Source organism: Burkholderia puraquae, from assembly GCF_002099195.1.
In the GTDB taxonomy this organism is placed as follows: domain Bacteria; phylum Pseudomonadota; class Gammaproteobacteria; order Burkholderiales; family Burkholderiaceae; genus Burkholderia; species Burkholderia puraquae.
This window is the reverse complement of record NZ_NBYX01000002.1, coordinates 31,822-44,676: the sequence shown is the minus strand read 5'-3', so window position 1 is coordinate 44,676 and position 12,855 is coordinate 31,822. Positions and strand designations below refer to the sequence as shown.

Annotated in this window: 12 protein-coding genes and 1 pseudogene; 5 read left to right on the top strand and 8 right to left on the bottom strand. The window is 65.5% G+C overall.

Translation table 11 applies throughout. The features are described 5' to 3' along the window. Nucleotides 1–515: 515 nt before the first annotated feature. Nucleotides 516–1,352: a bifunctional allantoicase/(S)-ureidoglycine aminohydrolase gene (locus B7G54_RS04580; RefSeq protein ID WP_085038013.1), complete on the top strand. Its 837-nt coding sequence runs from the start codon at nt 516–518 to the stop codon at nt 1,350–1,352. Between the two features lie 178 nt (nt 1,353–1,530). On the opposite strand, the gene B7G54_RS04575 is transcribed toward B7G54_RS04580, so the two are convergent. Then, on the bottom strand, nt 1,531–1,908 hold the full coding sequence (locus B7G54_RS04575) for a MerR family transcriptional regulator (RefSeq protein WP_085038012.1): 378 nt from the start codon (nt 1,906–1,908) through the stop codon (nt 1,531–1,533). Between the two features lie 100 nt (nt 1,909–2,008). On the opposite strand from B7G54_RS04575, the gene B7G54_RS04570 reads away from it, so the two are divergent. After that, entirely contained in the window at nt 2,009–2,836 is an 828-nt protein-coding gene (locus tag B7G54_RS04570) for an SDR family NAD(P)-dependent oxidoreductase (protein WP_085038011.1), read from the top strand. A gap of 286 nt (nt 2,837–3,122) precedes the next feature. Here B7G54_RS04570 and B7G54_RS04565 read toward each other — a convergent pair whose 3' ends face one another. Next, the gene (locus B7G54_RS04565; protein WP_085038010.1) at nt 3,123–3,917 is read right to left on the bottom strand and encodes an aminoglycoside phosphotransferase family protein; all 795 of its coding nucleotides are present in this window, start codon (nt 3,915–3,917) and stop codon (nt 3,123–3,125) included. Nucleotides 3,918–4,155: 238 nt separating this feature from the next. Here B7G54_RS04565 and B7G54_RS04560 point away from each other — a divergent pair, with 238 nt between their 5' ends. Both B7G54_RS04560 and B7G54_RS04555 read left to right on the top strand, forming a co-directional pair. Then, complete coding sequence (locus B7G54_RS04560; RefSeq protein ID WP_085038009.1) at nt 4,156–6,279, top strand: penicillin-binding protein 1A; 2,124 nt, start codon at nt 4,156–4,158, stop codon at nt 6,277–6,279. Between the two features lie 8 nt (nt 6,280–6,287). Further along, nucleotides 6,288–6,899 (top strand): trimeric intracellular cation channel family protein, encoded by a 612-nt coding sequence (locus B7G54_RS04555; RefSeq protein WP_085038008.1) that lies wholly within the window; start codon nt 6,288–6,290, stop codon nt 6,897–6,899. 22 nt (nt 6,900–6,921) lie between these two features. On the opposite strand, the pseudogene B7G54_RS04550 reads toward B7G54_RS04555, so the two are convergent. The 5 genes and pseudogenes from B7G54_RS04550 to B7G54_RS04530 all read right to left on the bottom strand — a co-directional run. Next, nucleotides 6,922–7,545: pseudogene (locus B7G54_RS04550) on the bottom strand (TonB-dependent receptor plug domain-containing protein); the annotation flags it as partial. A gap of 369 nt (nt 7,546–7,914) precedes the next feature. After that, complete coding sequence (locus B7G54_RS04545) at nt 7,915–8,142, bottom strand: hypothetical protein (protein WP_085038006.1); 228 nt, start codon at nt 8,140–8,142, stop codon at nt 7,915–7,917. Between the two features lie 198 nt (nt 8,143–8,340). After that, nucleotides 8,341–8,724 (bottom strand): DUF6232 family protein, encoded by a 384-nt coding sequence (locus B7G54_RS04540; protein ID WP_085038005.1) that lies wholly within the window; start codon nt 8,722–8,724, stop codon nt 8,341–8,343. A gap of 124 nt (nt 8,725–8,848) precedes the next feature. Next, nucleotides 8,849–9,109, bottom strand: a complete 261-nt coding sequence (locus B7G54_RS04535; protein ID WP_011353838.1) for a DUF2866 domain-containing protein — start codon at nt 9,107–9,109, stop codon at nt 8,849–8,851. Nucleotides 9,110–9,316: 207 nt separating this feature from the next. After that, nucleotides 9,317–10,474, bottom strand: a complete 1,158-nt coding sequence (locus B7G54_RS04530; RefSeq protein ID WP_085038004.1) for a porin — start codon at nt 10,472–10,474, stop codon at nt 9,317–9,319. Nucleotides 10,475–10,782: 308 nt separating this feature from the next. On the opposite strand from B7G54_RS04530, the gene B7G54_RS04525 reads away from it, so the two are divergent. After that, nucleotides 10,783–11,589, top strand: coding sequence for a MetQ/NlpA family ABC transporter substrate-binding protein (locus tag B7G54_RS04525; protein WP_085038003.1), 807 nt, complete (start codon nt 10,783–10,785; stop codon nt 11,587–11,589). Nucleotides 11,590–11,727: 138 nt separating this feature from the next. Here the strand turns inward: B7G54_RS04525 and B7G54_RS04520 are convergent, their stop codons facing one another. Further along, a complete protein-coding gene (locus B7G54_RS04520; RefSeq protein ID WP_085038002.1) occupies nt 11,728–12,843 on the bottom strand; it encodes a succinylglutamate desuccinylase/aspartoacylase family protein in 1,116 nt (371 codons plus the stop codon). Nucleotides 12,844–12,855 lie beyond the last annotated feature (12 nt).

Below are 12,855 nucleotides of genomic sequence, written 5' to 3'. Positions count from 1 at the left end.
GCGTAACCAGATGTATCGCGACCCACGTGTATGACAGGGATTGCTGCGGTTACTTGCATTCATCTCCCGCGTCCCGGCGGACGTGCGTGTTGCTCCAGCCGTCAGGATTTCCCTGATAGCCAGGCCATCGCGCCACGCTTCCACACCGTGCGTCGCGGGTGCCGGCCGGTAGTGGGAAATCGAATGGAATCCATCGCAACATTTAATTGGTCGATTGCGAACGACTTCGCTATCGTCGGCGATGCTCGCGTACGGCATCGAACCGTGCTGCTGGCCGCGCCTCGCCGCATGATCGCGAGCGCCACGGCCCGGCCGCCGGCCCCACAAGCATGGGCCGCCGCGTTCGATGAACCGGACGGACCCGTCGCGAAGCCTGGCCGACCGAACGAAGGCGTATGCGCCTTCAAGCCACCCCGGCAACGATGTCCCGCCGCCGCACGCGTGCCCCACGCGCATGCGTGCCGCCCGATGCCGTTGGCGTCCGGGGCCGGACCAACCCATTGCCTGGATGCACTATGTCTAAGACAACGTATTACGCGCCGCATGGCGGCCACCCGCCGCAGACCGATCTGCTGACCGATCGCGCGATGTTCACCGAGGCGTACGCGGTGATCCCGAAGGGTGTGATGCGCGACATCGTCACGAGCTGGCTGCCGTTCTGGACGAACACGCGCCTGTGGGTGATCGCCCGCCCGCTGTCGGGTTTCGCCGAAACCTTCTCGCAGTACATCGTCGAAGTGAACCCGGGCGGCGGCAGCGACAAGCCCGAGCAGGACAAGAACGCCGAAGCCGTGCTGTTCGTCGTCGAAGGTGAGGCCGAACTGACGCTGCAAGGCACGAAGCACGTGCTGAAGCCGGGCGGCTACGCGTTCATTCCGCCGGGCGCGGACTGGACGCTGCACAACGTCAGCGATGCCGCGGTGCGTTTCCACTGGGTGCGCAAGCACTATCAGGCCGTTGACGGCATTCCGCTGCCGGACGCCTTCGTGACCAACGAGCAGGACGTCGAGCCGATCCCGATGCCGGGCACCAACGGTGCATGGGTGACGACGCGCTTCGTCGACATGAGCGACATGCGCCACGACATGCACGTGAACATCGTGACGTTCGAACCGGGCGGCGTGATTCCGTTTGCTGAAACGCACGTGATGGAGCACGGGTTGTATGTGCTCGAAGGCAAGGCCGTGTATCGACTGAACCAGGACTGGGTCGAGGTCGAAGCGGGCGATTTCATGTGGCTGCGCGCGTTCTGCCCGCAGGCATGTTATTCGGGTGGCCCTGGCCGCTTCCGTTATCTGCTGTACAAGGATGTGAACCGTCACATGAACCTGTTGCTGAATCCGGCGCGTTAAGCGTCGAGCAAGCAGTGGGATGTGGAAGCTCGCCGGGAATACCGGCGGGCTTTTTCTTTAGGTTCTTCGTGGATTTCCGTGGATATCGATTGACGGCTCGGAGCGGACGCTCGCCTGAAACCGAAGCGGCCATTGACACTCTTGCTTGAGTCGGCTTGTCGCTTGCACCAACAGCGCCTCACCACGCGATGTGTCCTTCGACGCAATCGCTGCCGACTTTGGCCAGCGCATTCAGCAGCCCTGCGCGCAGCATGATCAGCGCGCGGCTCTTTTCGTCGATTTCCGTGAGCTTTGCTTGCAGGCACGCGACCTTTTTCGCAACACCGAATGCCGGACTGTCCCATACATGAATGACGTCGCCAATTTCCGTGAGCGTGAAGCCCAATGCCTTCGCATGGATAATCAGCTGTATCCGCTGTAACGAGCGTTCGGAGTAGTGCTTGTACGTATTTGTCGCGTGAGGTTGTGTTGCTTTGTCCAGCAGCCCCATTCGCTCGTAGTAGCGCACGGTATCGTGCGAAACGCCCGCCCGCTTGCATAGTTCGCCGATGCGCATGCTGCCTCCATTCAATGTTGTGGACCGTCATTAAGGCTTGACCGTTGCCTATAGTCAACGGTTTACAGTCCAAAATCACCTTCCACTCCATCCGCGGGCTATGAGAAATCGTTTCGATTTTCACGGAAAAACAGCACTTGTCACGGGTGCATCGTCGGGTATCGGGCGCGCGTTTGCCTATGCATTGGCCAAACGTGGTGCGAGACTTCTGCTGGTCGCACGCTCTCGCGACAAGCTGCGCGATCTGGCCGCGGAACTGCGACGCGACTATGCGTGCGACGCCGATTTCCTGACGGCCGACCTGAGCACAACTGATGCCGTACACACAATCGATTGCCACCTGAAGGTGACCGGCAAAGTCGTCGATGTACTCGTCAATAATGCGGGCTTTGCGGCTTACGGGCGCTTCGAAACGATTCCGTGGACGCGCCAACGCGACGAAGTGCTGGTGAACTGCATGGCCGCAATCGAGCTGACTCATCTTCTGCTGCCGGGGATGCAGGCGCGTTCCGCTGGCGTGGTCATCAACGTCGCGTCGACAGCCGCGTTCCAGCCCGATCCTTATATGGCCGTCTACGGCGCAACCAAGGCCTTTCTGTTGTCATTTTCAGAAGCCGTTTGGGCTGAGAACCGGCATCGCGGCATCCGGGTCGTCGCCTTATGTCCCGGGGCGACGCAAACCGCCTTTTTCGATGTCGTTGGCGCGCAGGAGGCGGCCGTCGGCACGCCGATGCCTGTCGCGAGTGTGGTGCAGGATGCCTTGTGGGCGCTGGATCGTAATCGGAGCCATCGGATTGTTGGAACCCGGAACCGGCTGCTTGCCAATTTGCAGAGACTGTTGAGCCGCGAGATGTCGGCACGCCTGGTTGAGAAAATCCTTCGGCCGAGAGACGTTCAGGACCTGGTGACGGGAGAGACCAACGCGTAGGGTGCGGCCACTATCTCCCCCACGTTGCGCTCCAGCCGTTCCGGTTTGAATGTGAGCGGCTTCCGGCGGCCGTATTGGGCGGCGGAGCGTGATGTCAGAGAACGAAATGGCCCGACGCGGATGGTCGCCAGGTGCGGTTGGTAGGCCTGCCGGCGGGGTTGGCCATCGATTGTCAACGATCCGAGTGCCCCTGTCGAACGGTTGAATCCGCAACCGAGAGCCGTCGGTCCTCTCCGCCTTCCCCGGAAATGCGCGATGAACCTGTTTTCATTGGCGATGCGTATTGCTACAGGCCAAGTGTAGCCGCCGCGAGCGTCGCAACCTGCAGTCGCGTATCGGGCAGCAGCCCGTCCTCGATCAACCACACCGCCGACAAGCCCGACCACGCGAGAATCCACTGCAGCAGCCGGCGCCGCTCGAGTTGCGCGGCGTCTGCCACGAGCGTGACGCGCTGCGCGAAGCGCACGGGATCGACCGCAATATCATGCGAAGGATTGCAGAACAGGTTTGCGTAGTCGAACGCACGCTCGCCACGCAGCCCTTTCGGATCGATCGCACGCCAGCCGCGATCGCCGAAATGGAGAATGTTGCCGTGATGGATGTCGCCGTGCAGGACGACTTCGTCGATGGGCGGCCCGGCCAGCAGCTGGCGTGCGACCGTTGCCGAGCGGTGCAGCACCTCGCTGCCAGAAGCATCCGACAGCAGCGCATGGAACCAGCCGTGCAGCGGCACGACCGAAGGCGGCTCCGGCGCACGATGCGCGTGCAGCCGCGCGACGACATCACACGCGATGCGCATCGCGTCGTCGTCGTGGCCCGTCGCCGAAAAACCGGCCAGCGTCGGCGCCGGCTGCGCTCGTTCGAGCAGGACCGCATCGCCATCGTGCTGCCAGACCTGCGCGGTGCCATGCCCGTTCCACCAGGTCATCAACGCATTGCCGCGCCGCTCTTCATCGCAGGTAGCGACTTTCAGCATCGCGGGCCGGCCCTGCCAGACGACGGGCAGCAGGCCGCCGCTCGCGGTCAGGATCGGGCCGCCGTCGGGAACGAGGGCCCACTGGTCGAGGTATCGATCGAACATCACACGATGGTACAAGCGAACCGGAGCGCGTGCAGCGCAGTTCCTCCGACGATGCGTCACGCGGTCGCAGGTGTGACGTGAACGGCTCAGTCGCGATTTCCTAAATAAAATTTAGCCAGCCAAACTTTGGCTAAAGAATGTTCCGGTTTTGCGCCATCCCTTCGACAATGCGCGCCTTTCGTGATCGGTCGGTGCCTCCCGCGCACCGACGGTCGCAGCATCGAAGAAGGAGCCCGACATGACCGACCACACCGCATCCCCGCCACCACCACCCGCGCCGCCGCCGCGCCGGCGCCGCGTGTGGCGCACGCTCGCGGGCGCGCTGCTCGGCCTGACGCTCGCATGTGCGGGCATCGGCGCATGGACGATCCAGCGTATCTGGACGCAGCTGCCATCCGTCGAGCACCTCGCCGTCTATCGTCCCGCGCTGCCGCTACGGATTTTCTCGCGCGACGGCGACCTGCTCGCCGAATACGGCGTCGAGCGGCGCGAGTTCGTGCCGCTCGAACGTATCCCGCCGCTGATGCGGCAGGCGCTGCTCGCGGCCGAGGACGCGAAGTTCTACCAGCACGGTGCGGTCGATTTCGGCGGCCTCACGCGCGCGACGTTCGCGAACGTCGTGACGGGGCAGCCCGGGCAGGGCGGCAGCACGATCACGATGCAGGTCGCGCGCAACTTCTACCTGACGCGCGACAAGGTGCTGAGCCGCAAGCTCGCCGAGATCCTGATGGCGGCCAAGCTCGAACGCGAATACAGCAAGGACAAGCTGCTCGAGCTGTACATGAACGAGATCTACCTGGGCGAGCGCGCGTATGGTTTCGCGGCGGCGGCGAACGTCTATTTCGGCAAGCCGCTCGACGCGCTGAGCGCGGGCGAGGCGGCCGTGCTCGCGGGGCTGCCGAAGGCGCCGTCCGCGTTCAACCCGGTCGTCAATCCGGCACGCGCGACCGCGCGACGCAACTACGTGCTCGGCCGCATGCATGCGCTCGGCCAGCTCGACGACGCGACGTACCGCGCGGCCGTCGACGCGCCGATCGCGCTGGCGACCACGCCGCCGCCCGGGATCATCGCGGCGCCGTACGTCGCCGAGCGCGCGCGCCGGATGATGGTCGAACGTTTTCACGACGACGCCTATACGCTCGGCCTCGACGTGACGACGACGATCTCGATGCGCGACCAGCGCGCGGCCGAAGCGTCGCTCGAACGCACGCTGAATCGCCAGCCGCGCGCGAAGCGCGATGCGCGCAACGGGCTCGAAGGCGCACTCGTGTCGCTCGACGCGGCAACGGGCGACATGCTCGCGCTCGTCGGCGGCGCGGATTTCAACCGCAACGTGTTCGACCATGCGCTGCAGGCATATCGCCAGCCGGGCTCGAGCTTCAAGCCGTTCGTCTATTCGGCGGCGCTTGAAAAGGGCTACTTCCCGGGCGTGCTCGTCGACGATACGCAGCGCACGCTCACGCATGCGGAAACCGGCGCGCGGCCGTGGCGCCCGCGCAATTTCGCCAACAACTACGAGGGCTTCATCCCGGTGCGGCGCGGGCTCATGCGCTCGAAGAATCTCGTCGCGGTCAGCCTGATGCAGGCCACCGACGCGCGCTACGTGCAGCAGCACGCGGTGCACTTCGGCTTCGACGCGCAGCGCAATCCGGCGTCGCTGCCGCTCGCGCTCGGCGCGGGCGCCGTGACGCCGCTCGAACTGGCAAGCGCATACAGCGTGTTCGCGAACGGCGGCACGCGGATGGAGCCGCGCCTGATCCTGTCGGTGAAGCAGCGTCACGGCGGCGCGATGTACGAAGCCACCGCACCCGCGGGAGAGCGCGTCGTGTCGGCGCGCAACGCGTTCGTGATGGACAGCATGCTGCGCGACGTCGTGAAGTCCGGCACCGCGCGCGGTGCGCTCGCGCTGCGCCGCGACGACGCGGCCGGCAAGACGGGCACGTCGAACGGATCGAAGGACGTGTGGTTCGCCGGCTACTCGTCGGGCATCGTCGCGGTCGCGTGGCTCGGCTACGACACGCCGCGCCCGATGGGGCGCGCGACCGGTGCGACGCTGGCGCTGCCGGTCTGGCTCGACTACATGAAGACGGCCGTCGATGGGCGTACGCCGGTCGAGGCAACGCCGCCGCAGGATGTCGCGCTCGTCGACGGCGACTTCGTGTATGCCGAATATACGCGCGGCACGTGCACGGCCGACGTGCCGTCGTACATCCGCAGCCGCTTCGCGTGCGGCGGGGCGCCGGCAGTGACTGGTGCGTCCGACGCGCCGGGCAACAACGGCAAGCCTGCCGAGCCGATGCCTGCCGCTGTCGATGCGGCCGAGCGCGAACGCGTGCTCGACCTGTTCCGCACGGATGACTGACGCGCGCCATGCATACGCTCTATCTGATTGCAATCGTCGCGGAAGCGATGTCGGGGGCGCTGATGGGCATGCGCCGCGGGATGGACCGCTTCGGGCTCGCGCTCGTCGGCGCGGTGACGGCGCTCGGCGGCGGCACCGTGCGCGATGTGCTGCTCGGCCACTATCCGCTCGGCTGGATCGCGCACCCGGAATACCTGGTGATCACGCTGGTCGCGGCGACCGTCGCGTCGTGGGTCGCACGGCATGTGGCGCGGATGAAGACGCTGTTCGTCACAGTCGATGCGATCGGCCTCGCGGCGTTTACGATCATCGGCTGCGACATCGGCGCGTCGACGGGCACCGCACCGATCATCGTCGTGCTGGCCGGCGCGATTACGGGTGTCTGCGGCGGGATGCTGCGCGACCTGTTGTGCAACGAGATGCCGCTGATCCTGCGCGAGGAACTGTACGCGAGCGTCGCGTTCGTCACGGGCGGGCTCTATGTCGGGATGCAGTATCTCGGCGTCGATGGCGAAGTTGCGACGGTGGTCGCGCTTGCCGCAGGGTTCGCGATGCGGATGTTCGCGGTGCGGCTGGGCTGGAAGATGCGCACGTTCGGCGTCGCGGACGTCGAGCATTGAGCGGGGATGCTCGCCACCCGCGCTACGCGGGCACCATCACCGGAGGCGTACCGTCGCCGGTTTCCACCATCTTCACCGCGAATCCGTAGCACTGCGCGATATGGGCCGGCGTCATCACGTCGCGCGGCGTGCCGTGCGCGACGATCGTACCGTCGGCGAGCATCGCGATCGTATCCGCGTGCCGCGCGGCGAGGTTCGGATCGTGGACGATCGCCAGCACGCCGAGCCGCCATTCGCGCGCGACTGCGCGCACGGTGTCGAGCAGGCGATGCTGGTGCGCGAGGTCGAGCGCGGCGGTCGGCTCGTCGAGCAGCAGGTAGCGCGGGCCGCCTTCCGTCGCGTCGTCGTCCGGCCACAGCTGCGCGAGCACGCGGGCGAACTGCACGCGCGCGAGTTCGCCGCCCGACAGCGTCGTGACGTCGCGGCCGACGAGCGTATCGGCACCCGCGCGGGCCGGTACGCGGTGCGGCGCACCGTGGCCCGGCTCGTAGCGCAGCGCGTCCTTGATGTTGGTGGCCTGCTGTTCTTCCAGATCCTCGTCGGTGATCACCGAGACGGACGCAGCCGTGCGGCTCGCGGCCGTGGCGGTGCGGTTGGCCGTGACGGTAACGGGGTCGAGCAGCGCCGCATCGCCGCGCGTGGACGCGGCGGCGAGGATGGCGGTAGGCGGGGTGGCGCCTTGCGGCGTCGAATCGGCGTGAGCCGGGGCGGCGGACAGGCCGAACGCGCCGAACAGTGCGGCACAGATCGGCCGCCGCGCCAGCGTATAGCAATGCACAGGTGGTCTCCCATTGACGAAAACAAGCCCGAAGGCTGGCTGGGTGACGCGTTCACCTGGCTGGCCCGCCCGCGCACGGAAGGCGGCGAGCGGCGAATTGAAAGGCAACTGATAACTTTACCAGTCTAAATGAGAATGATTATCAATACAAGAACGGAAAATGGCTCGTATGGGTGAGCGCTCACCTGCGCGGCTCGGGCGAGCCGCGGCGGCAAATTCGGGAAAACGCAGGCCCGGTCAGGCGAGGGCTTCGATGCGGATCAGCAGGTTGCGTGCATGCGTGATGAACGCGTCGTGCGTCGCGCGATCGCTGTGGGCTTCGAGGCCGGACTGTTCGGCGAACGCGATCTGTTCGGTGTAGAGGTCGACGAGCGCACGGCGTGCGTCAGGGGGAAGCGCGCGGATCATCGACACGATCAGCAGTTCCTGCGCGCGAAGCGTGCCGGACAGCGTCTGGACGTTCATGCTGGCCTCCTCGGACGATGCGGCGGCGAGCCGCTCTTTCCATACTAGGCGGTCGGCGTACGCCGCGCAGGCGCGATGTTGGCGAGACGGTGGCGAAACGCGATTCGACGGGGCAAACGAGGGTGCCGTTGCGTGGCGTGAAACGCGCCGCGCGCGGTCAGGCACCGTGAATCGAAGCGTGCAGGGCGGAGACCGGAATCAGCCGGCCGCCTTCGCGGCCTGCGCATCGCGCACGACCTGTGCAACGCGTTCGACGAACGCCGCGTCGATGCTCGACAGCGCTTCGCGCTTGCCGTCGGGCATCTCGACCATCAGGCGATACGTGACGTCCTGCGTGGCCCACGTGAGATAGCCGACGACGGCGAGCATCACGCCGACGACGAGCGCGGCGCTCGATCCGGCGATGCCGCCTGCGACGGCGGCGGCCGCGCCGATCAGCGAGATCAGCGACGGTACGAGGCGGTTCTTCGGAATCTTGACGACATCGACCTGGCGGATGTCACGCAGTGCGAATACCTGCCCGGCGGCCGACAGGCCGTTGCGCGTGATCGTCACGCCGCGTTCGTTGAATGCGTTTTCCATCGTGTGTTGCGTGGACGAAAACGCGCAGCGTAGCAGGTTTCGTTGCGGCATCAAACGAGACCGACTGCCGCACGATGCGAGCGGCGCGGCTGAAATGCGGGAAGCGGGTAGCGCGGGAAGGCGTTCAGAACTGCAGCCGGCCGTCGCCGTAAAGCCGGCCCGGCACGTGCGAGGCGACGACCTCGGCGATCTCTTCGTCGGTCGACTCGGCTGGCACGATCTGGCGCCGCGCGGGCGCGTCGAGATGCATCGTCCATTCGACGAGACGATATGGCCGGCCCCACGGGCGCTGCATTTCGACCGATACGCGGCAGCTCTGAACCGGCATCGAGTGTTGGCACGTCAGAATCGCGTGCAGATGGCTGAAAACGGTATCTTCGATCATCATGGCCTCCGATCCTGTCTTGTGGGCAATCGATGGCGGCGCCGTCGGCGTGTCAAAAAAAAAGCCGCCGATGTTCAGGCGGCCAACAGGGGGGGTGAGAGCATCCTCTCAGCCCAGAATTAAGCGAAACTTAAAAGCCCATAAAAAAGCGCCCCGCGTGGAGCGGGGCGCTTCTTGCCGTCGTGATCCGCGAGTTAAGCGGATGCTTTAGAACTTGTGACGGATACCGATACGTGCGGCGATCTGGTTCTTCGAACCCGTGCCTGACGTGTTGAAGTAGCTCGTGCTCGAGCCGATCTGCGCTTGCACGCCCTTGCCCGATGCCTGCTGGTACACGACCAGGCCGTACACGTCCGTACGCTTGCTGAGTGCGTAGTCGGCGATACCGTTGACCTGGTTCCAGTGCCACGAGTTGCCGTTCTGCGTCGCGTTCGTGTACGTGTAGCCGAGGCCACCCGACAGCGCCGGCGTGAACGCGTACTTCGCGCCTGCTTCATATGCGTTGTAGAACGTGCCGCCCGCGCCCGAAACGGTCGAGAACTGCGTACGCGTCCACAGCAGCCATGCCGTTGCCGGGCCCCAGACGTAGCGGCCACCGACGCCGTACGTGCGCAGGTCGCGGACGTTGCCGGTGCTGATGTTCGCGATCGTCGTCGAGAAGGCCGGCGACGACTGGCTCGGGAAGCGGATGTCCGTGTAGGCTGCGCCGACCGACAGCGGGCCGTTCGCGTAGTTCAGGCCGAAGCTGTATGCGCGCGACGAGCCTGCCGTCGTCGTCGTGCCCGACGTCGTCGCGGCTGCGCCGGCGAAGTCCGTCGAGTTCGAGAAGCCGTACAACGCGCCGAACGTGAAGCCCGAGTAGTTCGCGCTCTGGAACTTCACGGCGTTGTTGATGCGGCTCGACGTGAGCTGGTCGATGTCGTTCACGTGGTACGCGTAGTTGCCACCGACCGTGTTGCCGCCCGTCGAGTAGTTCGAGCCGAGGATGTCGGTCGAGAACGAGTACTGGCGGCCGAACGTGACCGTGCCGTATTGCTGCTGGCTCAGGCCGACGTAAGCCTGGCGACCGAAGATCGCGCCGCCCTGGCCGATCGTGCCGTTACCGCTGTTGAAGCCGTTTTCGAGCACGAAGATCGCCTTCAGGCCGCCACCGAGGTCTTCGGTGCCGCGCAGGCCCCAACGGCTGCCCTGGGCAACGCCGTCGTCATACTTGAACAGCTTGCCCGAGCCGCCGTTGGCGGTCTTGCTGTGGTTCACGTAGCTGATACCGGCATCGATGACGCCGTACAGCGTCACGCTGCTTTGTGCATGTGCCGTGCCGGCCGTTGCTGCCAGGACGGCGATGGTCAACAGTTTCTTGTTCAAAGGATTCTCCGAGCGAATAAATGGCGTGTCCAGTTGCGGTTTCGGCGCTCTCTATGGGCGCTTTCACGTACCGGCGGCAACTTTATCGAGGGGCCACGTAATGAATATGACAGCGACTGTCATATGAAGAATGTGTGGCGTCGATGCGACACTGAATTCTGCCCGGTTGTATAGCCGGGGGTTATACCGATTCAGACTGAGATTCGATCGGAATCGGGAATATGCACATGAAATAAGCTTGGTTGGTGGCGTTCCGGCCCCATGCCACGATCCGTGTTCCAACAAACGACACGGGACAAGAGGACACCATGCGACGTTCATTCCTGACCGGCCTCGGCGCGCTCGCCGCAGCGCTGGCATTCGCGGCGCCCGGCGCGCACGCCGATCCGCAAACGCTGAAGATCGGCACGATGAGCGGCCCCGATGCGCAGATCTGGACCGAGGTGACGAAGGTCGCCGCGCGCGAAGGCCTCGCGATCAAGGTCATCGAATTCAACGACTACGTGCAGCCGAACGCGGCGCTCGATTCCGGCGATCTCGACGCGAACGGCTTCCAGCACCAGCCGTTCCTCGACAGCCAGATCAAGCAGCGCGGCTACAGGATCGTCAACGTCGGGCTCACGTACACGGCGCCGATGGGCTTCTATTCGAAGAAACTCAAGTCGCTGAAGGACTTGCCGGCGGGCGCGAAGGTCGGGATCCAGAACGATCCGTCGAACGGCAACCGCGCGCTGCTGCTGCTGCAGAAATACGGCGTGATCAAGCTGAAGGCGGGCGCCGGCACCAACGGCGTGAACGCGACGCCGCTCGACGTCGCCGAGAACCCGAAGAAGATCAAGATCGTCGAACTCGACGCCGCACAGCTGCCGCGCGCGCTGCCCGATCTCGATGCCGCGTCGATCAATACCGACTACGCGGTGAAGGCCGGGCTCACGCCGGTGAAGGATGCGATCGCGATCGAGGACCTGCGCGGGCCGTACGCGAACCTGATCGCGGTGCGTGCGCAGGACAAGGACAAGCCGTGGGTGAAGAAGCTCGTCGCGGCCTATGAATCGGACGACGTGCGCAAGTTCATCGACCAGAAGTTCGGCGGCGCGATCGTGCCGGCGTTCTGAACGGTCGAGCGTGCCACCGCCCGGCCCGATGGATCGCCGGGCACTCCGGAAAGCAAATCGCCCGCGCAAGCGGGCGATTTCGTTGGTGCGCGCGGGTGAGCGCGATGCGCGCCGTGACCGGGCGCGCGGGCCGGACGCTCAGGCCGACAGCAGCGAACCCGTGCGGATCGCGGTCGCGCCGGCAATCCGCGCGACTTCCATGCCGGCCGTCGCGAAGCGCACGATCTGGCGCGCGTACAGCACGCCCGACACGCTGCTCTTCAGCGTGACGACGCGATCGGTCAGCGGATCGACGATGTCGGCCACGGCCTCGCCGGCCTCGATCATCGCGCCGACCGGCGTGCGGAACACGATTACGCCCGACACGGGCGCCACGAGCGGATCGGTGCCCGCGAGCGGCGTGGCCGGATGCGCGAGCGGCGGCAGCGGCGCCGGCGTGCCGTCGACGACACCGCGCTCGGTCAGGTATTCGACGATCGCCTGCGCATCCTTTTCGGCGAACTCGTACGACACGTCGCGCTCGCTGCGCAGCTCGATCGTGACGGAAATCGCGCCGTTCGGGATCGGGAAGCGGTCGCCGAAACGGTTGCGCAGATCCGACCAGCAGAAGCTGTGGATTTCGTCGAACGGGTTGCCGACCGAATTCAGCGCGAGCAGCGACGCCTGTGCGTCGAGATAGCGCGACAGCGGCTCGACGTCGGGCCACAGATCGGGATTCGTGTAGAGGTGCATCACCGCATCGCTGTCGCAGTGCAGGTCGAGCACGATATCGGCGTCGAACGACAGCTTCTGCAGCGCGAGGCGCTGCGAGTCGAGCTCGGTGCGCGGCGTCTGCTCGTCGAGCGCTTCGCGCATCGCGGCGCGCACGGCGACGAGGTTGCGCTGCGCGTCGTTCGTGAGGCGGTGTTCGACGCGCGGCAGCACGAGCGCGGCGAGATCGTAGAAATTGCGGTTGAAGTTCTGCATCGAGCCGAGCTCGAAGCGGCCGAGGTGATCGCCGAACACGTGTTGCGACAGGCCGATCGGGTTCGGCACGGGCACGATGACGACTTCGCCGCGCAGCTTGCCGGCCGCCTCGAGCGTGGCGATCTTGCGGCGCAGCAACGTGGCGACCAGCATGCCGGGCAGCTCGTCCGCGTGCAGCGACGACTGGATGTAGACCTTCTTGCCGCCGCGCGGGCCGTAGTGAAAGCTCGTGATCTGGCGTTCGGTACCGACGGCGGGGGAAATCAGCGGATGGGTCTGCGTTTGCATGGTGGGGGAGTG